This window comes from Granulicella sp. 5B5 (assembly GCF_014083945.1).
Lineage (GTDB): Bacteria > Acidobacteriota > Terriglobia > Terriglobales > Acidobacteriaceae > Granulicella.
In genome coordinates, this window is record NZ_CP046444.1 from 161731 (window position 1) to 187346 (window position 25616).

A 25616-nucleotide genomic window follows, 5' to 3' on the forward strand; every position below is an offset into this window, starting at 1 on the left:
GAGGAGTAGAAGAGTAGAGCGGGTGACCGGAGGCCTACCCCTCTACTCTCTACTCCTCTTTTTGCTGTCTTACTTCACTGCTTTACCGGTCGATGGAGAACTGGTCGCGGCGGTTCTGCTGCCAGCAGCTATCGGTCTCCTCGGTGCAGAACTGACGCTCCTTGCCGTAGCTGACGACGCGGATGCGGTGGCCGTCGACGCCTGCCGCCACAAGGGCCTGCTTGGCAGCGTTGGCACGGTTCTCACCCAGCGTGATGTTGTACTCCACCGAACCACGGTCATCGCAGTAGCCTCCGATGAGGACCTTGATGTTCGGGTTTGCGTTGAGATAGGACGCAGCGGATGAGATGGAACCCTTGGCATCGGCGCGGATGTCATAGCTGTCGTAGTCGAAGAAGATGTCCTGCACATGCTGGTGGAAGATGGCGTCCTGTCCCATGTCGCCTTCGCCGGAGGGCGTGGTGGGCATGGAGGGCACGCGCACGGTCACGCGAACGCTGGCATCGGTGGTGCCGCCGTCACCCTTGGCGACAAGGTGGAAGTTCGTCGAGGCAGAAGGAGAGACTGTCTGCGTGCCGTTCACGGGCACGTTGCCAATGCCGTCGATGGAGACGCTGGTGGCATTGGTGGTGCGCCAGTTCAGGACGACCGACTGGCCGAGATCAATTGACAACGGATCGGCGGAGATGGTTGCCGTTGGCGCTGCTGCGCCTTCGGTCGGAGCCATGGCCGCGGGAGGGGTGTTGTTCTTCTTGTGGCAGCCCGTGACTGCCAGCATCCCAACGGTAAGGGCAAGCGCTACAGCAGACCAGCCCTGCTTCAGCACTACCTGCTTCATGACCCGCGATCGATCGTTTGTCATATGCGTTCTCTTTTCTCTCTCCTAGTGATTGTTGAATGATTGTTGAATGGTTGTTGGAATGTAATGTAGCCGACTTCGTTAGTAAGATAGACGCCAATTGGTAATAGATCGTAATCAGACTCAAGAATGATTTTACCCAGAAACGCGCACTTTCTCCTGAATTATTTCCAGCTCCAGTTGGGCATGTCGGTTCCAGCACCGGTCAGGACGCGTTTTTGGGTTCCGTCCGCCAGCATGGACATGATGCGAGAGGAGGAGTCGCGGCCGTTGGGCTCGTTGGCAAAGACGATGTGACGGCCATCCGGTGACCAGGACGGGAAGTCGCAGCGCCCAATGTCATGAGTGAGTTGTATCCAGCGCTTGGTGGCGATCTCCATTACATAGATGTCCTGGCCGCCGGGTGCGCCGGGGCCGTACTTGCGGTCCCAGGCAAAGGCGATGAACTGGCCGTTGGGCGACCATGAGGGCGAGGTGGCATAGCCGCCGTCGGTCATCCGAACGACACCCGAACCGTCGGCATCCATGATGTAGAGCTGGGGAAGGCCACTGCGCCCGCTGATCCAGGCGATCTGCGCGCCAGTCTTGGGGTTCCAGGTGGGTGAGACGTCCGGCCCGGCGAACGAGGTGACGCGGTGTGCCAGCGAGCCTTGCGGATCGGAGATCCAGATCTCCGGATCGCCTGTACGGGAGCTGGAGAAGGCGATCTGCTCGCCGCTGGGCGACCACGCGGGCGACAGGTTGGTGCCGCCGACTGAGCTGAAGGCAACCATGCGGCCCAGCAGCAGCGAGTACATCTTGATCTGGAAGCCGTTCTTACCGAGCGAGCTGAAGGCCACGCGAGAGTTGTCCGGGGAGACGCGCGGGCCGATGGCGACCTCACCGAGGTGCGTCAGCTGATGCTGGTTGGCGCCGTCGTAGTCCATCATCCAGATCTCTTTGCTGACACCCGCTTTGCGGGTGTAGAAGATCTTGGTCTCGGCGATGCCAGCGGTGCCGCCGAGCCGGAGGATGATGTCGTCGGCGAACTCATGTGCGGTCTGGCGGGCGCCTTCGTCGCCGGCGTCGTCGGTGTAGAGCTTGGTGAAGATCTGGGGGTACTGCGTGTTCTTGGCGTCGTCGAGAAAGCCGTTGACGACGACCTTGCCGTTCTGCACGGAGAAGTTGCCGAAGGCCACATAGGCGGCGCTAGCGGGCGCGACCGACCACTGGCTGAGGTTCATCTCAGCCTGATTGCCGGGCGTGACCTCGGGGTTCTGGCTCTTGGAGACCACGTCGAAGATGCCTGCGGAGGCGAGATCGGCGTAGAGCGTCGCGTCGAAGACATGCTTGGCCTCGGCTGCGGAGGGATCGCCGCCCATCGGCTTGAAGTCTGCCGCGGCGAGCCGCGTGCTGGCGGAGGCGTTCTTACCCGTCTCCAGGATGTTCCAGTCCTGACTGTAGGCGGTGGCAGAGACGGACAGCGTGAGCAGAGCGCTGAAGGTGGTGAGCAGTAGGCCTTGGCGGGTTGCGTTCATCGTTCTCGGGGCTCCAGTGTTCGTTGCGGGGAGGGTTATGCTTCCATACGTCTGATGCATAAGACTGTGCGGATTTTATTTCGTATCACGACTGGTGGTAATCAAATTTGAACTCGATAGGGAGCTGGCTGCCAGCTCCAGCTGGGAGTGGCCCAAAGGAATCAACACGTTGGATGGCGCGCATGGCTGCCTGATCGAGTGTAGGTGAACCGCTGCGAGTCTCGACGTGCAGGTCGGAGACGGAGCCGTCGGACTGAATGTAGAAACGGAGTACGACGCTGTGGCCCTGTGAGGCGCGAGGGTCGGCTTCGTTGGGGTTGTAGTTCTGGTTGACCAGTTGACTGACCAGGCGCAGGTAATAGGTATAGCGCTGGCCAAAGGTCTTGTCTTCGACCGTGACGGTGGCGGTGCCGTTCTTGAGCTGGGAGATGGACTGCGGGAGCTGTGTCGCGGCGTCTCCGCTGGCAGCTTTGGGCGTGACGGGCGTGGGCTGCGGATGCTTGGGGGCCGTGACAACCGTTGGCTTGGGGATGGCCTTCTCGGGAGTCTTGCCTTTGATGAGGACGTCGTCGGGGCGGGGTGGCGGCTGCGTGGTCTCCTTGGGTTGCGGAGCGGGAACGGGCGTTACGTTGTCCGAGGCGAGCACGTTCTTGTCGATGGGCGCGGCCTTGGGCGGAAGCGGGATCGCGGAGACCATGCTGGCCTGGATGGAGCCTGACTGCTGCTGGTTCTCGCCCCACTTGGGTCCGTGGATGTGCGCCATGATAGCGAAGCCCGCGATGACTGCAGCGGCTGCGATGTGGAGCCCGATCGCCCACGTGAGTCCTCGACCGAGATGGTCGAACTCCTGGGCGTGGCTCGTGTTGGCGTAAGTGGCCATCGTTCTCTTCAAAACCGGGTCGTGCGCAAAGGTTTCTTACTGCTTCAAAGGTTGCGTCACAATGCTGATGTTGGTGATGCCTGCCTGCTTGACCGCGTCCATTACGGAGGCGAAGGCGCCGAAGGGGACCTTCTCGTCAGCGCGGACGTAGACCACGCGCTTGTCGCCTTTGGGATTGTCGGCGAGCAGGCTGGAGAGGTCGTGGATGTTGACCTGCTTGTCCTGCAGGAAGACGTTCTGGTCCTTGTCGATGGTGACGACCATGTGCTCTTCGGTGAGCTGGTTCACGGTGCGCGTGTGGGGCACGGCGACCACGATGCCCGACTGCAGCACCGGAGCCGTGAGCATGAAGATCAACAGCAGCACGAGAACCACGTCCACCAGCGGCGTGATGTTGAGGTCGGCCAGCGCCGATTGTGTGCGGCCTCGCGAGGAGAAGGCCATGGCTAGATGGACCTCCGGCGGCCGTCTTCCTGCGGCTGGGACTGCGGTGTCTGCGGCTGGAAGAGCGCGGCGTTCTCGATGGCGTTCAGCAGCTCACGGCCAAAGTCGTCCATGCGTGAGGCGAACTCACGCAGCCGCGCGGTCAGCTGGTTGTAGCCAACCAGCGCGGGGATAGCGACGACGAGGCCCGCAGCGGTGGTGATAAGGGCTTCCGAGATGCCTGGCGCGACAGCGCGGAGAGTAGCTGCACCAGCGGTCCCGAGGCCGTGGAAGGCGTTGACGATGCCCATGACTGTGCCGAAGAGGCCGATGTAGGTGGCCGACTGAGCGATCGTCGCAAGCCATGTCAGGCGGTGCTCCATCTGCGTGAGCGCCTCGCTGGAGGCGGTGAGCGCGGCGCGCTCCATCGCCGCCGGGTTGGGCGGGATGCCGCGGCCGCCGCTCTGGCGCTGGTACTCGTCGTGGATTTCGTTGAAGACCGAGACCAGCGGGCTGGGCTTGAACTGGTCGGCGACGTGCGCGATCTCGCTCAGGCGGCCGGATTTGCGGAAGGCGCGCAGGAAGCGGTTGCTCTGCTTTTCCGCCGAGCCAAAGGCGCGCCACTTGGAGAGCATCACAGCCCACGAAAAGATGCTGGCGATGAGCAGGATTCCCAGCACGGTCAGTGCGACGGGGCCGCTGTTGTGCAGCATCTCCACGATGGCGCTGCCGTTGTTGCCGGCAGGCGCCGTAGTGGTGGAGTCGGGAAGGGTCGATGTCGCGTCTTGGAGGAGGAGGGCAAAAGCGAGCAGAGTCATAGCGTCTATCAAGTAGTGTACCGTTGCCGTTTGTGCGTTGTATCGGAGGGCGAACCTTGTTTGGTACGAAGGCCCCTGCTTTCATTTGGATGCAACTTTTGACGGCTGCTATCCAGAGCGCCTCCTGCTATGCTCTCGGTGAAAGAGACTCTGACCCGATGCTTCTGGAGCTTCGCGCCGAAAACTATGCTGTGATCGACCACGCGGTGGCCGTATTTGGCCCGGGGTTGAACCTGCTTACGGGCGAAACCGGTGCGGGTAAATCTATTCTGATTGACGCGCTGGTGATCCTGCTGGGCAGCAAGGCCTCCAGCGACATGGTGCGCTTTGGCGCAGAGAAAGCCGTGCTCGGCTGTGTCTTCGAGTCCACGCCCGGCGCCGAGGAGATCCTGGAACGCAACGGCATCGACGCTGAGGGCGACGAGATTCTTATCCGCCGCGAGATCGGCACCACAGGCAAGGGAAGGGTCTTCGTCAACAACCAGCCCGCGACCGTGGGTGTGCTGCGGCAGCTGGCGCCGGAGTTGGCGTTGGTACACGCGCAGTCGGAGACGCTGGTTGCCTTTGATGCTGAACAGCAGCGGCTGCTGCTCGACCGCTTTGGAGATGTTCGCATAGACGACGTTGCCACGCACTTTGCAAAATGGCGTGCGCTGCGCAGTCAGATTGAAGAGCTGCGCAATGCTGAGCAGGACCGTACGCGGCTGATGGACCTGTGGAGCTTCCAGGCGAAGGAGATCGCTGCCGCTGCGATCGTGGATGCGGAAGAGGACACGCAACTGGAGACGGAGAAGCGCGTGCTCGCCAACGCGGAGCGGCTATTTACTGGCGCGAATGCTGCGCAGGAGCTGCTGTACGAAGCGGAGGTCTCTGCGGAGTCGCTGTTGGGTGCCGCGCAACGTCACGTAGAGGACCTCGCGAGATTCGATCCTCAGTTTGCGGAGACGGCGCAGCAGATTGCAACAGCCAAGGCTGCGGTCGAAGATGCGGCATCCACACTACGGGCCTTCGCGGGCCAGGTGACGGCTTCGCCCGAGCGGCTTGCGGAGATCGAAGACCGGCTCGCCACACTGGACCGGCTGAAGCGCAAGTACGGGTCTGGTTCGCAGAAGACGGGGCTCGCCGAGGTGATCGCCTTTGGTGAGGAGGCCGCGCAGAGGCTCTCCGATATCGAGAACCGCGATGCGCGCCTGATTGAACTGGAGAAGGACCTGACTATTGCAGCGGCGAAGTATATTGTCGCTGCGCGCAAGCTCAGTGCGGAGCGCACCAAGGCAGCAGAGCAGCTCTCGAAGGTGGCTGAGAAGCAGATCAACGATCTCGCGATGCAGGCGCGGTTCCAGATCGATGTTGAGCCGAACGAGACGGAAGGCGCCTGGACCGCACATGGCTGGGACGCGATTGAATGCCGCATTGCTACGAACGCAGGTGAGCCGGTGAAGCCGCTTACAGAGATCGCTTCCGGCGGTGAGATGAGCCGTGTGATGCTGGCTCTGAAGGTCTCCGTGGAAGAGGGCGCTGCGGCCCACGCGAAGAAGCGTGGCCTGCCGTTGCCGCGTACACTCGTCTTCGACGAGATCGATATTGGTATCGGAGGTCGCGCAGCCGAGGCCGTCGGCCAGAAGCTGAAGTCACTCTCCCGCGCCCAGCAGATCCTCTGCATCACGCACCTGCCGCAGATCGCCGCCTTTGCCGACCAGCATTTCCTCATCGAAAAGGCGGAGAAGCGCGGACGCATCCAGACCGGCGTGCGATTGATGAAGCCTGAAGAGCGCACGGTGGAGATCGCACGCATGCTCTCCGGTGCCAGCGTGACGGACACTTCGCTTCGCCATGCCGAGCAGATGCTCAAGCAGAGTATCTAAGGTATCTAAGCACCCTCGAAAACTTCATATTCAAAGGTGAACGGGTGGTCATCCGTCGTAGCGGAGCCTTCCGGATGGAAGAAACGCGACGAAGCAGTTATAGTTTCCATGCCTGCGAGATGCGGACGGCAAGAGCCGCCACGGATATCAACGCTATGGTGACGGACCGTTTCCGCTTCGGGCAGAGTATAGGGCCGAGTCTTACTAGACTCTGGATGATGGAGAGGCACAGTCGCTTTGATAGCGGAGATGCGCAACGTGAAATCGGCAAATCTACCAAGACCTAAATGTCCAAAGTCAGATCGGTTCTTGTTTGCATTTTGCGTCGTTGGTTTCTGGCTCTTATCGGGACGACCGCTGTCCGCTCAAACAGCCCCAGCCGCGACCAGCACAAAATCAGAAGTCGCAGGAAAGTTCGTCGACGTGGCTGCCGCACGAGGAATCTCCTTCAAAGCTGTTGCTTCTCACACAAGCCACAAATACCTGATCGAGACAATGGGGTCGGGTGTGGCCATGTTCGATGCCGACAACGATGGTCGTGACGACATCTTCTTCGTGAATGGCGCGACGCTCGATGACCCCACGCCGAAGGGAACTGTACCTACCAAGCGATCAGAGAAAGAATGGGACCGTCTTTACCACCAGAAGAAAGACGGTATGTTCGAAGATGTGACGAAGAAGGCCGGTCTTCAGGGGACTGGGTATGACATGGGCGCCGCTGTCGGTGACTATGACAACGACGGCTATGAAGATCTCTATGTGACCGGTTATGGCGGCAACCATCTTTATCACAACAATGGCGACGGCACTTTTACAGATGTGACAGCGAAATCAGGCACGGGCGGAGATCGCTCCGCGGGCAATGCCTGGTATACGAGTGCGGCGTGGGTCGATCTGGACAACGATGGCCGGCTCGATTTGGTGGTGCTGCGGTACGTGCGGTGGGACTTCGATGATGTGTACTGTGGCGAGCATCGAGAAGGCTATCGCTCCTATTGCCATCCGGACCTGTTCCCCGCGATACCGGCGCTTGTGTATCACAACAACGGCGACGGGACCTTTACTGAAATTGGGTCGAAGATTGGCATGGCGGTGCCGGGGAAGGGACTGGGCATCGCCATTGCGGACTATGACCGTGATGGGAAGGTCGACGTTGCTGTCGCGAATGACTCCATGCCGGAGTTCCTCTATCACAATAAGGGAGACGGTACGTTTGAAGAGGTTGGATTGACCTCAGAGATCGCTGTCGACAGTGATGGACGAACGTATGCCGGCATGGGCATTGCCTTTCAGGACTTCAACAACGACGGCCTGCCAGACCTGGTGATGACCAATCTCGCGAACCAGAAGTATGCCCTCTATCGCAATAATGGCGATGGGTCGTTCTCATATGACACCTATCTCTCCGGGCTTGCGCGTGTGACGCAATTGAACTCCGGCTGGGGTGTGCAGTTTTTCGATTACGATAACGACGGCCTCAAGGACTTACTCGTCGCTCAGGGGCATGACCTGGATAATGTTGATTTAACCTTTCCCCAGATTCGATACAAGGAACCAATGCTGCTGGCTAGAAACGTGGGCGGCGGGAAGTTCGTCGATGTCTCTGCTGCCTCGGGTGAAGTTTTTTCCGAGGCTTGGGTGGGACGTGGGATGGCGGTCGGCGACTTCGATAACGATGGCAGGATGGACGCTGTTGTGACTACGAATGATGGCCCAGCGCACCTTCTCCATAACGAAACGTCTACGAAAAACCACTGGTTGACGCTGCTGCTGGTCGGTCACGTCAGCAACCGTGACGCCATTGGCGCGCAGATCAAACTCATCGATTCGAGTGGAGCACAGTATTGGACGGTCTCTACATGCGGAAGCTATCTTTCTTCCAATGACAAGCGTGCACACTTTGGGCTGGGCGCCGATGCGTCCGCGCGGAGTATCGAAATCCTCTGGCCCAGCGGCATCAAACAGACTCTGACAAATGTTGCAGGAGACCGTGTGCTTACTATCGACGAACCAGCCGCGCGTCCCAAGAAATGAGAGAGCGCTTGGATGCGCGCAGAGAGGACATGGTCACAATGCAGAGATGGATTCGAGTTGGTCTACAGGTCGGGGTGTGCGTGCTTTTGCTGTTCGAGGTCAATGCAGTCCGCGCGCAAGATCCCCATGCGATCACGCTGCAGGGAGACTTCTGGTTCACTCATGATCCGTCGATCGCCAAGGATGGTTCCACGTACTATGTCTTCGCGACCGGCAAGTCACCTGATGGTGGACAGATTCCCATCCGCTGTTCGGAGGACCTGGTGCACTGGCGAATGTGTGGTCATGTATTCGACGGGATGCCTAAGTGGATTCAACAGCGAAGTCCCGGGACAAAAGAACTATGGGCGCCGGATATTTCGCACACGCATGGTGAGTATCGGTTGTATTACGCGTATTCGCTGTTCGGACGAAATCTTTCCGGCATTGCGCTGGCGACAAATAAGACGCTGAATCCGATGAGCCCGGATTACAAGTGGGTCGACAAGGGGCTTGTACTCGAATCGAAAGCGACCGACGACTTCAATGCGATCGACCCGAACTATGTGGGCGACACAAAGCATCACGCGTGGCTGGCCTTCGGAAGTTTCTGGAGTGGCATCAAGATGCGAGCTCTGGATGCGGATACGGGGATGCTCTCAAGCCGAGACCGGAAACTCTACTCGCTGGCCTCTCGCGCAAAGCCCATTCAGCCGATGTCACAGAAGTTTGATCCTGAGCATCCAACGCTGCCGCCTGACTGGCAAGCCATTGAAGCTCCATTTGTTGTCGCACATGGCGGCTATTACTATCTCTTTGTATCGTTCGATCTGTGCTGCCGCGGAACGAGGAGCACCTATCGAACGATGGTGGGGAGATCGCGCGCAGTCACCGGGCCGTATCTCGATAAGAACGGTATGCCGATGTTGCAGGGCGGTGGGTCTCTTCTGCTGGGGCCGAATAGGCGCTGGCTTGGGCCGGGCGGAGAGTCGATTCTGCATCAACACGATGGTCCCGATCTGATTGTGTTTCATGCCTACGATGCGAAGACGGGAAGGCCAGCGCTGCAGATTTCGACGATCGCCTGGCGTGATGGATGGCCCGAAGCTGCGTTGGGCAATGAGTAGGGAAGAGGGTAGCAGGGAAGTGAAGATCACAGCAGTTGCCAGCGGTGTGTCGAAGCTGATGGTGGTGGCCATCCTCGCAGTTACGCTGTGCCGCGCGCAACAGCCGGTCTTGTCCGATCCTAAGCCTGCTGCCTCCGCGAAGACGGATGCACTCACGCAGACGCAGGGGCTGCTTGAAACCGGTCGATACCATGAGGCAGAGAGTGCGCTGCGAACCTATCTTGCGCAGAATGACGGCTCAGCGGCAGGGCATGCGATGTTGGCGTATGCGTTGCTGCGTGAGGACAAACCTCGCGAGTCGCTCGAGGAGTACACACGCGCGGCTGCGATCGAGAAACCCTCGGCGCAGATGCTGGAGCGTGTAGGGCAGGATTATGTGCTGCTTGCCGACTGGCAGGACGCAGAAAAATGGACCCTTCGTGCGGTGCAGATGGACCCGTCCGATGCCGATGCGTGGTACAGCCTGGGGCGCATCCGGTACACAGACCAGCGGTTTAGTGATGCGCTGTCCTGTTTTCAGCAGGTGCTGAAGCTTCTGCCCAAGAGCGTGAAGGCGGAGAACAATCTTGGCCTGTCGTATGAGGGTCTGAATCAGGTCGATCAGGCTGTGGCCGCGTATCAGCAGGCGATTGCGTGGCAGAACGAAGGGCCGCCGGAGCAGAGAAGCGCGGAGCCGCTGCTGAATCTCGGCATTGTGCTGCGGCACCGTTCAGAGCTGGCCGAGGCGGAACCTCTGCTAGTAGAGGCCGCGACGATCTCGCCGAAGAATCCTCGCATTCTGGAGCAGCTGGGGCAGCTCCATATGCAGAAGGCGGATTATGTGGCTGCACGCCGAGAGCTGCAGCAGGCCTGTGCGCTCGATCCGAAGAATTCTGCCCTGCACTTTCTGCTGGGGCAGGCGTACCGGCACCTGGGGCAGATGCAGGAGGCCAAGGCGGAGTTCTATGCGTCGGAACGGCTGGCTGTCGCTACTACTCAGTAGCTGTGATTGACGGGAAGGGAACCAGACACCGGGGCCTCTCCCCCCATACTTTTTGACCTAAGATCCGGAGCGGATTGGGGTTAGCTTCGGACTTGTGGAGGTCACATCCAGCGTTTCCTGGAGTGGTTATGAGGGAGCGCCTGGACAACAAAACCCAGCCTGTGCCGGGCTGTTCTTCCACCGTTATTGTAAAGGGCGTGTCAAGACCCAGAGGGGTAATTGAGCATTCCTGCGTTCTGTCCGACCCTGTATCTCCCCTCTCTGTCGGTGCATCCTTGAGGGCGGTATTTTTTGATGTAACCGAAGTTTTTCATTTTTAGGTTGACACGTAACGGTACGAATATTTAGTTTTTGTGCGCCAAAGAAAACGATTTCTCGAATCTCGTGTAATCGCTTCCAAAGAGCCGGATACAGGCATGGCATTGCAGTTTTTGGGAGAGTTCAGTATGTCGACGTCCTTGAAGTGCGCGCGGGTCCGTTTGTTTTCATTCCTGCTTGTTGTCATTGCCACAGTTCCGGTGATGGCGCAGTCGGTGCGCGGCGCCATCGGCGGAAGCGTCACCGATACAACCGGAGCGCTCATCCCGAATGCAACCATCACGGCCACGAACCAGGACACGGGGGGCAAGAACACAACGCACAGCACAGGTGCCGGTGTGTATAGCTTCCCCGATCTGCCGATCGGACCCTACACGGTCACTGTTTCGGCGAACGGCTTCCAGACCAAGACCAGCACGGGCGTTCTGGTGACGGTCAACAGCACCATCGCTTTGAATGTGTCGCTCGGCTCCGGCCCGGTAAACGAGGTGGTGACGGTCGATGCCAGCGGTCTGCAACTTCAGACTGAATCCTCCGACATCGGCGGCACGATTTCAAACAAGCAGGTCGAGGACCTTCCTCTGTCCCTCGCATCCGGTGTTGGCGGTTTGCGCTCGCCTGAGACGTTTGTCTTCCTGATTCCCGGCACGACCGGGCCAGGCAGCGGTACTTCAGGAAACACCGGCAACGGCGTCTTCTTCTCAAGGCTGAGCGGCGGGCAGGCCTACGGCGCCGAGGTACTGCTGGATGGCGCCAGCATCCAGCGCAGCGAGAACGGATCGTCCTTCGATGAGACTTCGCCCTCCATCGAAGCCCTGCAGGAGTTCAAGGTCACCACGTCTGCTCCGTCTGCCGAGTTTGGCCGTACAACTTCGGGCATTGAAAGCTTCTCGACCAAATCCGGAACCAACGAGTTCCACGGTATCGCCTATGCCATCGTGAAGAACCGCATCTTCGACGCGAACAACTGGTTCAATGACGGCTACAAGGTGCTGGATTGCGCAGGGGTGTCCGAGGTCAACTGCGCGTACAGCAAGCCGCAGGACAGCAAGTACGACTACGGCGGGGTTTTCAGCGGCCCCGTGTGGATTCCGCACCTCTACAACGGCCACGATAAGACGTTCTTCACGTTTGCCTGGGAAAAGTATCAGTACCGCCCCGGTACCGTGATCGTGTCGACTGTGCCGACCGCGGCTGAACGCGGTGGTGACTTCAGCGACATCCTGGGCGGATATATTCCAGGCGGAAGCTCGTACAACGGGGTGAACAACATCCTGGTGAACCCGTGCAACAACAATATGCCTGTGTTGTACAACCAGATTTATGACCCATCGACCACAATGCAGGCCAGCCCCGGCGTTTTCTGCCGTACACCGCTCAGCGGCAACCAAATCCCGACCAACTACTTGAGCCCGACGGCGCAAAAACTGGTGAACGGGCTTCCCCTGCCGAACCAGACGCCCCAGAGCACCGACGTGTTCGGCTACATCGGCAACTACGCTCAGACCGGTGTATCGCCCAACAACAATACGACCTATACGATCCGCATCGACCAGAACCTGGGCCAACGGAGCAAGATCTTCGGGTCGTACAACACGCGTCAGAACTTCAAGCTGACCGCAGCCCCGGACTTCCCCGAACCGTTCAATAACAGTGGCTACGTGCAGACCTTCACCACCCACTATGGACGCGCCGGATGGGATTACAACATCACACCGACGTTGCTGAACCACCTGAACCTCGGCTACAACCGCACAAACAGCGTGAACCTGTCTTCGGAGTTCATGACGAGCGATACGGCGGCGGCGGCTGGTCTTGCCAATGACTATTCGAAGTTCTTTCCGACGATCTCATTCCCAAGCCCGGATGCGCCTTCCAACTGGGGCCAGCAGCAGAACGGCATCAATATCGACAACGGCATACGCGTGAACGATGTCGTGACGTGGGTGAAGGGCAGGAATAACATCCGGATGGGCGTGGACTATCGCAATCAGCGGTACTCCACCAACCTGTACAACGTGGACAACTTCAACTTCTACCGCGACCAGTCAGCGGGCGTTAGCAACACCTGCTGCGGTTCCGGCAACCCGTTCGCGAGCTTCCTGATGGGTGAAGTGGGCCAGGCGGGGCAGACGGTGTACAACGTGAACCCGCGCTGGAAGTCGTGGTACATCGCCGGCTTCATCCAGGACGACATCAAAGTGACCAGCAACCTGACGATCAATGCGGGCTTGCGTTACAGCATCGACAACCCGCGGCATGAGGCGCTGAACCGCACATCGAACTTCAGCTTCACAGCCCCTGATGCCGCTGCTGGCGGTCTGCCGGGGGCGCTGGTCTTCGGCACCACATGCGGCAACTGCAACACGGCGTGGGCGGACACCTGGTACAAGGACATCGCCCCGCGCGTCGGTTTTGCGTACGTGCTGCCAGGTACCCATGGCAAAGCAGCCTTGCGTGGAGGCGCAGCGATCATCTATGGGCCGCTGCAGTACAACGACTTCGGCGGCAGCATGCTGCAGGGCTACAACATCAGCAAGAGCGTGGCGCTGGGCGGCACCGCTACGCAGGGCGGTGCGTTTACGCCGGCGTTCCGGCTCGATTCGGCTTCGCCTGCCGATCCACAGAACTCCAACATCGGCTTCCCGAATTACAGCTACGCCCCGAACACGGACCCGACACAGTTGACCGCGCAGAATGGGCCTGGCTCGTTCCAGGCCGTTGCCGGCGACCTGATTCTGCCAAGAGATGGCCGGCCCTCGATGACGAGTAACTGGAGCCTCCAGCTGCAGGACCAGATTGCGCAGGACCTGATCTTCTCTATCGGTTATATCGGTGAGGTGGCGCAGGACCTGCGTTCGGGCTTCCTTACCAACTTCAACAACATCGACACGAAGTACTTCGGTCTTGGCGATCTGCTGAGCAACTCGCAGTACAACATCCCGCTTGGCGGGACGAGCAATGGCTACGCTGCGCCGTACTCGACCTTTACAGGTCCCATCGGTCAATCGCTGCGTCCGTTCCCGCAGTATGACTATATTGCGGACGATTGCTGCCTGGAGAACCTTGGGCACTCTTCGTATCATGCGCTGGTGACTTCGCTTGAGCGCCGGTTCCGCAACGGCCTTAACCTGCAGGCGTCGTACACGTGGTCGAAGACGCTCACCGATGCGGATTCGCTGATTCCTTTCAGCTATACGTCAAACAACCAGCGCGAGCAGGCGCAGTACTCGACCAACCTGAAGGGCGATAAAGCGGTCAGCGTTCAGGACCTGACGAACCAGTTCTCACTGAGTTATCTCTACGAGCTGCCATTTGGTGAAGGACGAAGATGGGCCAACCATAGTCGAGGCCTGGACCTGCTCGTGGGCGGATGGGAGGTGGGCGCGATCCAACGCTACTCCAGCGGACAGCCGATTGGCTTTGGTTGCGCGACCGGCATCCCCTACTACCAGAACTGCATCACGTTCGATGCCGGGCCTGCGTCACTTGGCGGCAAGACCTTTGCGAGCTCAGCCTACCAGGCGAACAAGAACGGCCCCAGCGTCTTCAATGGAGAGTCCTGGTTCAAGCCGGCGTATCGAGTTGCGGGAACGAATGGAGCGAATGATCCCGGTGTCCCGATGTCGCAGGCCGCGTTTGTCGATCAGAACCGCGAAGGCGTCGGGTGGGCGCGGCCGTACTCACCGAACTGTGGAACATCCGCGCAACCGTGCTCCTTCGCGCCGTTTGCTCTCGGCAACCTCGCGCGCGTTACCGAGGCGATTACGGGACCGCGTTATCTGGCGGAGGACATCAGCCTGCTGAAGAACTTCCACATTACGAAGACAGTTACCTTCCAGATGAAGGGCGAGGCGTTCGATCTCTTCAACCGGCATCGGATGGCTCTTCCGGACCTTGCGCCGAATGACTCGTCGCAAAACACTGGATTCGGTATTCCGACTGCCGTCGATTATGGCCCGCGCAATATGCAACTTACGGGGAAGATCATCTTCTAACCCCGAGGGACGAAACACGAGTGGTCCGCTCTCTATTGGCGATCCTGTTGTTTGGGGCAGCCTCGTATCAAGGGGCCGCTCAAGCGACGGCGACTGAGAATGCGCAGGTGTTTCTCCAGGCCAAGGTGCTGCGCGCAAACGATGCACGTGGCAAGTTGCTGCTCGGGGAACACCGCGACCCGGAGGCGATGGACGCGTTTGAGGCGGCCTTGGATATTGATCCGCAAGACAAGGAGGCGCGGAGCGGGGAGTTGGCGGCAGTTACAGAGCTTGCGGTGTCAGCGCGGCGCGCGGACCGTCCGGATGCGGCGCTGCTGGCGCTGGAGCACGCCCGCACCAAACTGCCGGACGATCCGAAGCTGCTGCTTGAGCTCGGTATTCAGGCAACCGAGATGGGTGCGTTGCCCGAGGCTCAGGAGGCTTTGAAGAGAGCCGAAACCCTTGCGGCGAATGATCCAGATGTGCGTTATGCGCTGGCGCGGGTTGAGCTCGAGGAGCAACAGATGCCGGCGGCTGAAGCCGATCTCCGCGCGTATTTGGCCAAGCGCCCCGCCGATGCCTCGGCACACTATGGGCTGGGGCATATCTTCGCGATGGAGCAGCGAACCGCTGAGGCCCGTGCGGAGTTTGAGCGCTCGATCCAACTACAGCCGGTGCAGACGGAATCGTACTATCAGCTGGGTCAAATCGAGCTTGAAGTGCAGCATGATGCCCAGGCCGAACCTCTGTTTCAAAAGGTGCTCGCACGCGATCCAACGCATGGCGGCGCGCTGACCGGTATGGGCATCCTTGCATTTCGCAGAAAGGATTACGCACAGGCAGAGCAGTATCTTTTGCGCGCGGAAAAGACGGCTCCCGACTATCAACCGGCACATTATTATCGGGGGCTCGCGCTGGCGAGGCTCGGTCAGGAAGAAGACTCCTGGCGCGAGTTGCAGGTTGCTGTTGAACTCGATCGCAAGCAGCAGGGGCCGCCGGGAGCGCTTGCGGGTACTCCCGCGACTGCGGGTGCAGTCACGTCTCCGCAATGAATGGTCGGCCGTTGCCGGGTAGTCCCCAGCCTCGAGCCATTCCGGGAGTATCTTGATATGCGAACCGAAGATGATATTGAGTCACCGGCTGTTAAGCCGGTGAACGAAACAAATAAACCAAAGGAACTCAGGAACTTCTCATGCCACTCAAGTCGACCTCACTCAGAAACATCCTGTTGCTCGCGGTTGTTGCTTTCGCCTTTGTGATGAACCCGGTTGGAGCCGCTTCAGCGCAAAAGGTGACGCCGCGGCCGTGCGATCTTCTTGCGTCCGCCACGCCTTGTGTTGCGGCTATCAGCACCACCCGCGCTTTATATAGGGCGTACACCGGCCCGCTCTACCAGGTCACGCGTCAATCGGACAAAACCCACGCCAACATTGGTGTATTACCCGATGGCTATGCGAACGCAGCGGCGCAGGATGCCTTCTGTGCCCATACGACCTGCACCATCACCAGGCTCTACGATCAGTCGCCCAACCACAACGACCTCACACCCGCGCCTCCCGGTGGCGCAGCTCATGGACCTGGCCCCAATGGGTACGACCTGCCGGCCGTTGCCAATTCTCTCCCCGCGACCGTCTCTGGACACAAGGTCTATGGTGTAGCCATCTTACCGGGCATGGGCTACCGCAACGATAGCCCCAAAGCCACAGCCGTCAATGGTGAGCCCGAGGGCGTCTACATGGTCACTTCTGCACTCAATCTCAACAACAAGTGCTGCTTTGACTTTGGGAATGCCGAGTCGAACAACCTCGACAACAAAGCGGGCCACATGGACGCTATCAACATCATGTATCAAGACAAGCTTGGCGCTCCCGACGCGGGCCTCGATATGGAGGACGGCATCTACGGCCACCTCAAGGTACCCGTCGGTACCACCTTCGTCACTGATATGGGCGCCAGCGACGGTCAGCATAGCTACGCCATCTACCAGGGCAACGCGCAATCCGGCGGACTGACCAGCACTGGCATCATTCCTCTTCCGAAAGGCTATCAGCCGATGAAACAAGAAGGAGCCATCATCCTGGGGATCGGTGGTGATAACAGTAATTGGGCCAAAGGCTACTTCTTCGAGGGTGTCATGACCAAGGGGATGCCAACGCACGAGGCATTGGAGAAGGTCCAGAGCAATATCGTAGCCGCCAGATATGCCGGCCAACTCCAGCCGTAATACTCCTGCCGACGGTTGGGGCAGGTGAAGCCATCCTCGCGAACCGTTATACTGAGCGAACCGGCGAAGAGGCGTTGGGTTCGGTCGAGTTGTGCTTCTGTACACCTCGAATCAACTGAACCTTATGCTCAATGCTGCCCAAATCAGCAGTTTATGCTGGTTGCAAAGCGGTTGCATCCCAGCGGAGGGATGTGTGAGTGGTTGAAACAGGCGGTCTTGAAAACCGCTTTGCCCTAACGGGCAACGGGGGTTCGAATCCCTCTCCCTCCGCCATATAACGGTCTCGTCTTTTCTTGATGCAAAGGAAGCCCCGGCCGACTGCCCCGCCGGCACAGTGCCAACTTCGGTTATATCGAGCCGGCCTACAGGTGAGGAACCAAGCAGCGACCCATTGCAAACCAGGCCAACAAGCGAACGCCGAGTGCCACTGGCATTTGCGGTCCTCCGTAATTTCCCGTATCGCCTGCGGAGAGATCTCATGCTTTACTAAGAAGAATCTCCTTCGAGGTTCCTTCATGCGCCGTGCGTTTCTTGCAGCAGGTTTCGTCATTTGTGTCTCCACATCTATTGGAGCCACCGCTCTCCGTGCCCAGGACCACACCGTCCTCGCGACCTCCAGCACCGTGGAGTGGGGCCATTACGCCGCCAATGCAAAGCCCGCCATCACCGTACACTCGGGCGACACAGTCACGATGCAGACGCTCTCCACCTGCGGTCCGACCGATCGCCTTATCGAGCGCGGCGTCAAGGCTGAAGATATTCCGGCCTATAACGAAGAGGTCTACAAAAACTATCCTGGTAAGGACAAAGGGCCCGGCGGCCATATCCTCACCGGCCCGGTCGCCATCGCGGAGGCCGAGCCCGGTGACGTGCTCAAGGTCGAAATCCTCAAGATCCACCTCGACACCAACTTCGCCTGCAACGGCTTCGGCCTGCATCGCGGCTTCCTGCCCATGGAGTACCCCTACAGCCGCTCGCGCATCATTCCTCTCGACCGCGAAAAGATGATCGCCCACTTCGCCCCCGGCATCGACATCCCGCTGCATCCCTTCTTCGGCAGCATGGGCGTTGCGCCCGGGCAGGGACGGGTCGACAGCGCTCCACCGTTCGCGCACGCCGGCAATATGGACAATAAAGAACTCGTCGCCGGCACCACGCTCTATATCCCGGTCGCCGCTAAAGGCGCGCTCTTCCTCGCCGGCGACGGCCACGCAGGGCAGGGCAACGGCGAGGTCGACATCACGGCCATGGAGACCTTTCTCACCGGCACCTTCCGCTTCACCGTCATCAAGGGCAAGCCTCTGCTCTGGCCCCGCGCGGAGACCCCCACGCACTACATCACCATGGGCTTCAGTCCCGACCTCACCGAAGCCACGCAGCACGCCCTGCGCGACATGATCGACTTCCTCGTCGAAGAGAAGCACATGAGCCGCGACGACGCATACATGCTCTCCAGTGTTGCCGTCGACCTCGATATCACGCAGCTTGTCGATGGCAACGTCGGCGTTCATGCCATGCTGCCCAAGGACATCTTCACCGCGGCAAAATAGGTCGCGTGCAAGTCCTCACTGTAGATGAGAAGGGAACCGATCATGCTGGTTGCGCGTATGTGTTTGATAGAATCAGCGCAACCCTGAGAGCTGAGAAGCAGGGAGCGTCTCTTTGTTCGGCGCTCCACAGGCTGCACGATCGAGGTTCACGTGATCGATCAGAACTTTCTCTTGAAGCACCCTGTTTTTTCTCCCGGCGATTCGGATGAAGGGCCGTCCGCCACGTATCTCCGTGCGCTGCTTGAGAACAGTCCCATCGCAATCGTCGTCCTGGACGCTAACCATCGCTTTACGATGTGCAATCCCGCCTTTGAGGCGCTCTTTCAGTACACTCCCAAACAACTGGCAGCCGAGGACATCGACGCGCTCATCGCCGGTCATGAGATGGCCGAACATGCCAGCCATCTCACACGTTCCGTCCTGCAGGGCAGCAAGGTGCATACCGTCGCCCAGCGCCGCCGCCGCGACGGCCTCACCATCGACGTCGAGATCTACGGCATCCCGCTCGTCGTCGACGGCGAACTCGCGGGCGTCTACGGCCTCTATCAGGACGTTACCGAGCGCAACCGTGCGCAGCAGGCCTTCCGCGCCATCTCGCTGCAACTGGAAAAGCTGCAGCAGGAGGAGCGCCGCCGCCTTGCACGCGACCTCCACGACTCCACCTCGCAGGAGCTCGCCGTCCTTAACTGGAACCTCACCCGCCTCGCCGGCCTGATCGACGCGCAGCTCGACGTCGCCGGGCAGGAGAGAATACACAACCTCGTTCATGAGACACGCGAGATCGCCTCGCAATGTTCAGCCCGCATCCGCAGCGCAGCCTACCTGCTGCATCCGCCGCTGCTCGGGCAGGGTGGACTGGCGGCCGCTGTCCCCTGGATCGTCGAAGGCTTTGAGGAGCGCAGCGGCATCCACGTCGCGCTGGAGATGCCTCCAGACCTTGGCCGCTTCCCGGACGAGGCCGAGATCGCTATCTATCGCGTTCTGCAGGAGGGCCTGGCCAATATCCTGCGCCACTCGGGGAGCGCCACCGCCGCTGTCATCCTTCGACACAACGGCCCATGGCTTGAGCTCGAAATGAAGGACAATGGAGACAGCCCCACGCGGCACCTGCTGCTTGAGGCCTATCAAAGCCGCAGCGGCGTCGGCATCGGCGGCATGCGCGAGCGCCTCGAACGGCTCGGCGGATGCCTGACGGTTGACTGCGCTCCATGCGAAACTACTGTGCGCGCCGTTGTTCCGGCCGGAGATTGAATGATGAATGCTCTGCGTCTACTTATTGCCGACGACCATATGCTTATCCGCAGGGGGGTCCGCGACCTGCTTGCCACCCGCCCCGGCCTCGAAATCGTAGGCGAAGCCTGCAGCGGCGCTGAGGCCGTCGAACTGGCCACGTCGCTACAGCCCGACATCGCCATCCTCGACTACTCCATGCCGCAGATGAACGGGCCCCAGGCGGCGCGGCTCATCCGCAAGGCCTCACCCGCCACCGGCGTCATCGTCCTCACCATGCACGAGTCCGAGATGGTGATGCAGGACGTCCTTCAATCCGGTGCGCGGGGGCTTGTCCTCAAGAGCGACGCAGACCGCGTCCTCCTCAACGCCGTCGAAACCGTCGCAGCTAATGGAACCTTCTTTACCCAGCACGTCGTCGAGTCGGCAATCGACGCCTGGCCCACAGGTACGGCCCGCCAACCCGCCCGGGACCCCTTCGAACCCTCGTTGACCGAGCGCGAGCGCGAGGTGCTTGGCCTGCTTGCCGACGGCCTGAGCAATAAACAAGTCGCAGAACGACTACACATCAGCGTCCGTACCGCAGAGTCGCATCGTATTAACATCAATCGCAAGCTTGGCTTTCAGTCCGTCGCCGACCTCGTCCGCTACGTTCTGCGCACCACCGCTATCTGAGATTTCCCCGGCCCGTACAACTCATCATGTGCCGTTGCCCTTCCAAGGGGGCAGGAACCACGGAGGATTCCTACCTATGTCCCAGCCCAAGAAGTGTGCTCACGGCCCCTGTAGCTGCACCGTTCCGGAAGGGAAGAAGTTCTGTTCGCAGATCTGCGAGGACAGCGTTAAAACCACCTCCATCCGCTGCGATTGCAGGCACGACTGCTGTGACAATTAAGCTACTCGCCTTGCCATTCCACAGGTAACCTGGCAGGTACTTCGCTAGGAAAGTATGCCGTCTTCCGTCCCCTCGGTTTTGCACCGCCTTCGGTTCAAATAGGGCTCTATCACCTTCAAACGCGGTATACTTGGGGGGTGAGCTTTCAGACTTCAGATCCCGTAGCCGCATCCGCCGCCGTTAATCAGAATGACAACAAGCGCGTCCTGCTGCTGAAGCCCCGCGGCTTCTGCGCTGGCGTCGTTCGCGCGATTGACATCGTGCAGATTGCGCTGGACACCTTCGGCGCGCCCATCTACGTCCGTAAGGAGATCGTCCACAACAGCTACGTCGTCAACGATCTGGCCCAGAAGGGCGCCATCTTCGTCAACGAGCTGGACGAGGTTCCCTCCGGTGCCCGCGTCATCTACTCCGCTCACGGTGTCTCCCCGGCGGTTCGCGATCGCGCCAAGGAGCGTGGCCTCAAGGTCGTCGACGCCACCTGCCCGCTCGTGACCAAGGTGCACGTCGAAGCCATCAAGTTCGCCAAGCAGGGCTACTCGCTCGTGCTGGTTGGGCACCGCGACCACGAAGAGGTCGAGGGTACGCAGGGCGAAGCTCCGGATGTGACCCAGGTCGTCTCCACAGTTCAGGAGGTCGAGGCGCTGGTCGTTCCCGATCCCAACAAGGTCGCCTATCTCACTCAAACCACGCTCTCGCTCGACGAAGCGCGGTACATGATCGAGGCGCTCAAGAAGAAGTTCCCCAACATCGTCGGACCCCACGCGCAGGATATCTGCTACGCCACCGAGAACCGCCAGACTGCGGTCAAGAACGTCGCCCACGGTGCCGACCTCGTTCTCGTCGTCGGCTCCCGCAACAGCTCCAACTCCAACCGTCTCGTCGAGGTCTCCAAGAACCTCGACACCAACTCCTATCTCATCGACAAGGCCGAAGACATCCAGCCCATCTGGCTGGAGGGTGTCTCGACCGTCGCTATTACCGCCGGCGCCTCGGCCCCCGAGATCCTTGTGCAGGAGGTCGTCGCCTACCTGCAGAGCAAGGGTTACGGTTCGGTCGAAGAGGTTGAGGTGATGCCTGAAAATGTCCGCTTCGGCCTGCCGCCGGAGATCGTCTCAGCCATTGCAGCCGCACCGCGGCCTGCAGCGAACGCCTGATCCACGGGCAAGTTTTTTTGATGTTGCTTCGCCTGTAGCTTCATCCAATCGTCAAGTCTCCAAGCGAACGAAACGGGTACGAACGCTTTCATCATGAGCACACAACCTTACAACTCGCAGGCAGCCACCTCAGAAGCTGCCAAGCAACCTCGTTTTGGCCGGCTCGATCTCGCGCTCGACAAGGTCATCGACGGTATCCATCGCTCCGCTAGCTGGCTCCTCTCGCAACAGCATGAGGACGGCTACTGGTGTGGCGAGCTGGAAGCCGACTCGATGCTCGAGGCCGACTACATCTTCGTCCATACTCTGCTCGGAACTGGCGACAAAGGCCGCCTTGAGCGATGCGCCAACGAGATCCTTCGCCACCAGAACGCCGACGGCGGCTGGAGCCTCCACCCCGGCGGACCGTCCAATGTGAACTACGGCGTCAAGTGCTACCTCGCCCTCAAGCTGATGGGCTGGAAGGCGGACCACCCGGTCCTCGTCCGCGCCCGCGAGAACGTCCTCTCGCTCGGCGGCGTCGTCGCCTGCAACACCTTCACCAAGATCTATCTCTGCACTCTCGGCCAGTATGACTACGACGCCGTCCCGGCCGTCCCGCCGGAGATGCTGCTCTTTCCCAACTGGTTCTACTTCAACATCTACGAGATCAGCGCCTGGTCGCGCTCCATCCTCGTCCCGCTCTCGGTCATCTACGCGAAGAAGCCCTTCAAGAAGCTGCCTCCGGAGCAGTCCATCGACGAGCTCTTCGTCGGCGGCCGCGCCAACTCCGATCTTCATCTGCGCTGGGACCGCAAGCACATCTTCTCGTGGCGCAACTTCTTCCTCTTCACCGACCGCGTCGCTCACCTCGCCGAGCGTGTCCACCTCCGCCCGTTGCGCAAGAAGGCCCTCAAGAAGGCCGAGCGCTGGATGCTGGACCACTTCGAGCGCTCCGACGGTCTCGGGGCCATCTATCCGGCCATGCTCAACGCGCTCGTCGCGCTGGTCTACCTCGGCTACTCCAAGGACGACCCGCAGTTCATCCGCGCGCTCGATGAGTTCGAGAAGCTCGGCATCGACTGCCCCGAAGGCACGCCGGATTACCCGACGCCCACCTTCCGCATGCAGCCCTGCTTCTCGCCCGTGTGGGACACCGCCCAGGTGCTCTCCACCCTCGGCGAGATCGGTCTCTCCCGCAGCGATACGCGCCTCGTCAAAGCCGCTGACTGGCTGCTCTCCAAGGAGATCCGTTACAAGGGCGACTGGGCGCACAACGTCAAGAACGTCGACGCCAGCTGCTGGTGCTTCTTCTTCAACAACGATCACCAGCCCGATGTCGATGACACCGGCGAGGTGTTGCTCGCGCTGAAGTCCGTCGATAACCCCCGCGAGCGCTATCAGCACGAGGTCACACAGCGTGCCGTCGAGTGGGTCTTCGCCATGCAGTGCAGGAACGGCGGGTGGGCCTCCTTCGACAAGGACAACACCAAGAAGATGTTCGAGTCGATCCCCTTCGCCGACCACAACGCGATGATCGATCCGCCCACGGTGGACATCACCGGCCGCATCCTCGAGATGCTCGCCAGCTACGGCTACACGAGCCGCGATAAGCGCGTCGAGAAGGCCATCCAGTTCATCCTCGACGAGCAGGAGTCCGATGGCTCATGGTTCGGCCGCTGGGGCGTCAACTACCTCTACGGCACCTTCCTTGTCCTGCGCGGCCTGCAGGCCATGGAGTATAGCCACCTTGAGCCCGCCGTCCAACAGGCAGCGGAGTGGATTCGCATGGTGCAGAACGCCGACGGCGGCTGGGGCGAAACCTGCGGCACCTACGACGACCCCAACAAGCGCGGCGAAGGCCCTTCGACCCCCTCGCAGACTGCCTGGGCGTTGCTTGGCCTGCTCGCAGCCAACGACACCCGCTCCGACTCCGTCGCCAAGGGCATCCGCTGGCTCATCGAGCGCCAGCACGCCGACGGCAGCTGGGATGAGCTGATGCCCGGCCGCAATGGCGAGAGCTACTACACCGGCACCGGCTTCCCACGTGTCTTCTATCTCGGGTATCACCTCTACAAGCAGTACTTCCCACTGCTTGCACTGACTACGTATCGCAAGGCAATGGAGCGCGGCGAAGACGCAGTCTAGCGTCCCCCGCAATCTTATTCAAGGAGTCCACCAGCATGGCTGTACCTGTCTCACAAGCATTCACCGTAGCCACCTACGTCCTGAAGCAGAAGCTTTCAGGCCGCAAGCGCTATCCCCTGGTGCTCATGTTGGAGCCGCTCTTCCGCTGCAACCTGGCTTGCGCCGGCTGCGGCAAGATCCAGTACCCGGCCCACATCCTGAAGGCGCAGCTCACGCCGGAGCAGTGCTTCAAGGCGGTCGAAGAGTGCGGCGCCCCGATGGTCTCCATCCCCGGCGGTGAACCCCTGCTGCACCCGCAGATGCCGGAGATCGTCGCCGGCCTGGTTGCACGCAAAAAGTATGTGTACATGTGCACCAACGCGCTCCTGCTCAAGGAGAAGCTGCACCTCTACACCCCGTCGAAGTACCTCAGCTTCTCCGTGCACGTCGATGGCGAGCGCGAGCACCACGACTTCGCCGTCTGCCGCGAGGGAGGCCACGACATCGCGATGGAGGGCATCCGCGCCGCCGTCGCCGCGGGCTTCCGCGTCACCACCAACACCACGCTCTTCGATGGCGCCGATCCCAACTCCGTCCGTCGCCACTTCGACCAGCTCATGGCTGCTGGCGTCGAGAGCATGATGGTTTCGCCCGGCTATACCTACGACAAGGCTCCCGATCAGAACCACTTCCTCGGCAAGGCCAAGTCGCGCCGCCTCTTCCGCGCCATCCTCTCCAACCGCAAGAAGAGCTGGGAGTTCAACACCCACCCGCTCTTCTCCGAGTACCTGATGGGCAAGCAGAACTTCGAGTGCACCCCCTGGGGTATGCCCACTTACTCCATCTTCGGCTGGCAGAAGCCCTGCTACCTCCTGCAGGACGGCTACGCCGACACCTTCGACGAGATGCTCGAGGCCACCAAATGGGAAGAGTACGGCGCCAAGAGCGGCAACCCGCGCTGTGCCAACTGCATGGTCCACTCCGGCCATGAGGCTTCGGCCGTTGACTACAACTTCGGCTCGCTCAAAGGCTTTATCGAGACTGCGAAGAAGTATATGTTCCCCTCGCTCTACCCCGACGCCGACGCGCAGAAGATCTTGAACGAGTGGCAGCCTGAGGGCCACTCGCCGCTCGTGCAGATCGGCAATGCGCCCACGCCGGTCATCGTCACCACCTCTGTAGACACCAACGTCGGAAGCATCGCAGGAGACTAATCATGTCCACAGCACAGCAGGAACACCTCAAGATCGAGCAGCTGCAGCAAGTCTCCGCCGACGAACTCGAGCACATCGCCGGCCGCGAACGCGAGAACCTCGAAGGCTGGATTCCCACCCTTGCCGCTGAAGCCGAGATCCGCGAAGCTCTGGAGAAGGCCTTCGACTATCGCGGCGATGTCACTATCACCCGCAAAGACGGCACTGTCATCGAGGGCTACCTCTACGACCGCCGCTCCGAGCCCACGCTCGAAGCCTCCGTCGTCCGCATCATGCCCACACCGAAGGACGGCAACGCCTATGAGCGCGTTATGGTCAGCTACGCCGACATCGCCGCGCTCAACTTCTCCGGCAAGGACACAGCAGCAGGCCGCACCTTCGACGCCTGGGTCAAGAAGTACTGGGAGAAGAAGGCGGCCGGCGAGACTAACATCCAGATCGAGCCGGAGAAGCTCGACTAG

The 25616-nt window shown here is 60.3% G+C and carries 19 protein-coding genes and 1 tRNA gene; 15 read left to right on the forward strand and 5 right to left on the reverse strand.

Features of this window, described 5'->3' with window-relative positions:
• Window positions 1–82 precede the first annotated feature (82 nt).
• The 5 genes from GOB94_RS00630 to GOB94_RS00650 form a co-directional block, all read right to left on the reverse strand.
• On the reverse strand, window positions 83–862 hold the full coding sequence (locus GOB94_RS00630) for an OmpA family protein (protein WP_182277048.1): 780 nt from the start codon (window positions 860–862) through the stop codon (window positions 83–85).
• Between the two features lie 161 nt (window positions 863–1023).
• Complete coding sequence (locus GOB94_RS00635; protein WP_182277049.1) at window positions 1024–2376, reverse strand: PD40 domain-containing protein; 1353 nt, start codon at window positions 2374–2376, stop codon at window positions 1024–1026.
• A gap of 85 nt (window positions 2377–2461) precedes the next feature.
• Window positions 2462–3256 (reverse strand): TonB family protein, encoded by a 795-nt coding sequence (locus GOB94_RS00640; protein ID WP_182277050.1) that lies wholly within the window; start codon window positions 3254–3256, stop codon window positions 2462–2464.
• 36 nt (window positions 3257–3292) lie between these two features.
• Complete coding sequence (locus tag GOB94_RS00645) at window positions 3293–3700, reverse strand: biopolymer transporter ExbD (RefSeq protein WP_182277051.1); 408 nt, start codon at window positions 3698–3700, stop codon at window positions 3293–3295.
• A 2-nt stretch (window positions 3701–3702) separates the two neighbouring features.
• Complete coding sequence (locus GOB94_RS00650; RefSeq protein WP_182277052.1) at window positions 3703–4497, reverse strand: MotA/TolQ/ExbB proton channel family protein; 795 nt, start codon at window positions 4495–4497, stop codon at window positions 3703–3705.
• 158 nt (window positions 4498–4655) lie between these two features.
• On the opposite strand from GOB94_RS00650, the gene recN reads away from it, so the two are divergent.
• The 15 genes from recN (at window position 4656) to GOB94_RS00725 (ending at window position 25616) form a co-directional block, all read left to right on the forward strand.
• Window positions 4656–6362: a DNA repair protein RecN gene (gene recN / locus GOB94_RS00655; protein WP_182277053.1), complete on the forward strand. Its 1707-nt coding sequence runs from the start codon at window positions 4656–4658 to the stop codon at window positions 6360–6362.
• 423 nt (window positions 6363–6785) lie between these two features.
• The gene (locus GOB94_RS00660; RefSeq protein WP_255484118.1) at window positions 6786–8396 is read left to right on the forward strand and encodes a CRTAC1 family protein; all 1611 of its coding nucleotides are present in this window, start codon (window positions 6786–6788) and stop codon (window positions 8394–8396) included.
• 29 nt (window positions 8397–8425) lie between these two features.
• Window positions 8426–9502 (forward strand): arabinan endo-1,5-alpha-L-arabinosidase, encoded by a 1077-nt coding sequence (locus GOB94_RS00665; RefSeq protein WP_255484119.1) that lies wholly within the window; start codon window positions 8426–8428, stop codon window positions 9500–9502.
• 19 nt (window positions 9503–9521) lie between these two features.
• A complete protein-coding gene (locus GOB94_RS00670; protein WP_182277055.1) occupies window positions 9522–10484 on the forward strand; it encodes a tetratricopeptide repeat protein in 963 nt (320 codons plus the stop codon).
• A gap of 446 nt (window positions 10485–10930) precedes the next feature.
• On the forward strand, window positions 10931–14800 hold the full coding sequence (locus GOB94_RS00675) for a carboxypeptidase-like regulatory domain-containing protein (protein ID WP_182277056.1): 3870 nt from the start codon (window positions 10931–10933) through the stop codon (window positions 14798–14800).
• Between the two features lie 35 nt (window positions 14801–14835).
• Window positions 14836–15831 (forward strand): tetratricopeptide repeat protein, encoded by a 996-nt coding sequence (locus tag GOB94_RS00680; RefSeq protein ID WP_182277057.1) that lies wholly within the window; start codon window positions 14836–14838, stop codon window positions 15829–15831.
• Between the two features lie 140 nt (window positions 15832–15971).
• A complete protein-coding gene (locus tag GOB94_RS00685; RefSeq protein ID WP_182277058.1) occupies window positions 15972–17003 on the forward strand; it encodes an arabinofuranosidase catalytic domain-containing protein in 1032 nt (343 codons plus the stop codon).
• Window positions 17004–17186: 183 nt separating this feature from the next.
• A tRNA-Ser gene (locus GOB94_RS00690) sits at window positions 17187–17276 on the forward strand.
• Window positions 17277–17518: 242 nt separating this feature from the next.
• A complete protein-coding gene (locus tag GOB94_RS00695; RefSeq protein ID WP_182277059.1) occupies window positions 17519–18553 on the forward strand; it encodes an acetamidase/formamidase family protein in 1035 nt (344 codons plus the stop codon).
• A 150-nt stretch (window positions 18554–18703) separates the two neighbouring features.
• Window positions 18704–19804 carry a PAS domain-containing sensor histidine kinase gene (locus tag GOB94_RS00700; RefSeq protein ID WP_255484120.1) on the forward strand — a complete coding sequence of 367 codons (1101 nt, stop codon included), beginning with the start codon at window positions 18704–18706 and terminating at the stop codon, window positions 19802–19804.
• Complete coding sequence (locus tag GOB94_RS00705; RefSeq protein WP_255484121.1) at window positions 19805–20458, forward strand: response regulator transcription factor; 654 nt, start codon at window positions 19805–19807, stop codon at window positions 20456–20458. It abuts the gene before it with no gap.
• Window positions 20459–20815: 357 nt separating this feature from the next.
• Window positions 20816–21835: a 4-hydroxy-3-methylbut-2-enyl diphosphate reductase gene (locus GOB94_RS00710; protein ID WP_182277060.1), complete on the forward strand. Its 1020-nt coding sequence runs from the start codon at window positions 20816–20818 to the stop codon at window positions 21833–21835.
• Between the two features lie 93 nt (window positions 21836–21928).
• Window positions 21929–23962, forward strand: coding sequence for a squalene--hopene cyclase (gene shc, locus GOB94_RS00715; protein ID WP_182277061.1), 2034 nt, complete (start codon window positions 21929–21931; stop codon window positions 23960–23962).
• Window positions 23963–23997: 35 nt separating this feature from the next.
• Window positions 23998–25155: an adenosyl-hopene transferase HpnH gene (hpnH, locus tag GOB94_RS00720; RefSeq protein ID WP_182277062.1), complete on the forward strand. Its 1158-nt coding sequence runs from the start codon at window positions 23998–24000 to the stop codon at window positions 25153–25155.
• 2 nt (window positions 25156–25157) lie between these two features.
• Window positions 25158–25616 carry a hypothetical protein gene (locus GOB94_RS00725; RefSeq protein ID WP_182277063.1) on the forward strand — a complete coding sequence of 153 codons (459 nt, stop codon included), beginning with the start codon at window positions 25158–25160 and terminating at the stop codon, window positions 25614–25616.

Bases quoted from the DNA above. Each gene is read 5' to 3' on its own strand.
- GOB94_RS00630 (WP_182277048.1), bottom strand. From the start codon at position 862: ATGACAAACGATCGATCGCGGGTCATGAAGCAGGTAGTGCTGAAGCAG.
- GOB94_RS00635 (WP_182277049.1), bottom strand. From the start codon at position 2,376: ATGAACGCAACCCGCCAAGGCCTACTGCTCACCACCTTCAGCGCTCTG.
- GOB94_RS00640 (WP_182277050.1), bottom strand. From the start codon at position 3,256: ATGGCCACTTACGCCAACACGAGCCACGCCCAGGAGTTCGACCATCTC.
- GOB94_RS00645 (WP_182277051.1), bottom strand. From the start codon at position 3,700: ATGGCCTTCTCCTCGCGAGGCCGCACACAATCGGCGCTGGCCGACCTC.
- GOB94_RS00650 (WP_182277052.1), bottom strand. From the start codon at position 4,497: ATGACTCTGCTCGCTTTTGCCCTCCTCCTCCAAGACGCGACATCGACC.
- recN (WP_182277053.1), top strand. From the start codon at position 4,656: ATGCTTCTGGAGCTTCGCGCCGAAAACTATGCTGTGATCGACCACGCG.
- GOB94_RS00665 (WP_255484119.1), top strand. From the start codon at position 8,426: ATGGTCACAATGCAGAGATGGATTCGAGTTGGTCTACAGGTCGGGGTG.
- GOB94_RS00675 (WP_182277056.1), top strand. From the start codon at position 10,931: ATGTCGACGTCCTTGAAGTGCGCGCGGGTCCGTTTGTTTTCATTCCTG.
- GOB94_RS00685 (WP_182277058.1), top strand. From the start codon at position 15,972: ATGCCACTCAAGTCGACCTCACTCAGAAACATCCTGTTGCTCGCGGTT.
- GOB94_RS00695 (WP_182277059.1), top strand. From the start codon at position 17,519: ATGCGCCGTGCGTTTCTTGCAGCAGGTTTCGTCATTTGTGTCTCCACA.
- GOB94_RS00705 (WP_255484121.1), top strand. From the start codon at position 19,805: ATGATGAATGCTCTGCGTCTACTTATTGCCGACGACCATATGCTTATC.
- shc (WP_182277061.1), top strand. From the start codon at position 21,929: ATGAGCACACAACCTTACAACTCGCAGGCAGCCACCTCAGAAGCTGCC.
- hpnH (WP_182277062.1), top strand. From the start codon at position 23,998: ATGGCTGTACCTGTCTCACAAGCATTCACCGTAGCCACCTACGTCCTG.
- GOB94_RS00725 (WP_182277063.1), top strand. From the start codon at position 25,158: ATGTCCACAGCACAGCAGGAACACCTCAAGATCGAGCAGCTGCAGCAA.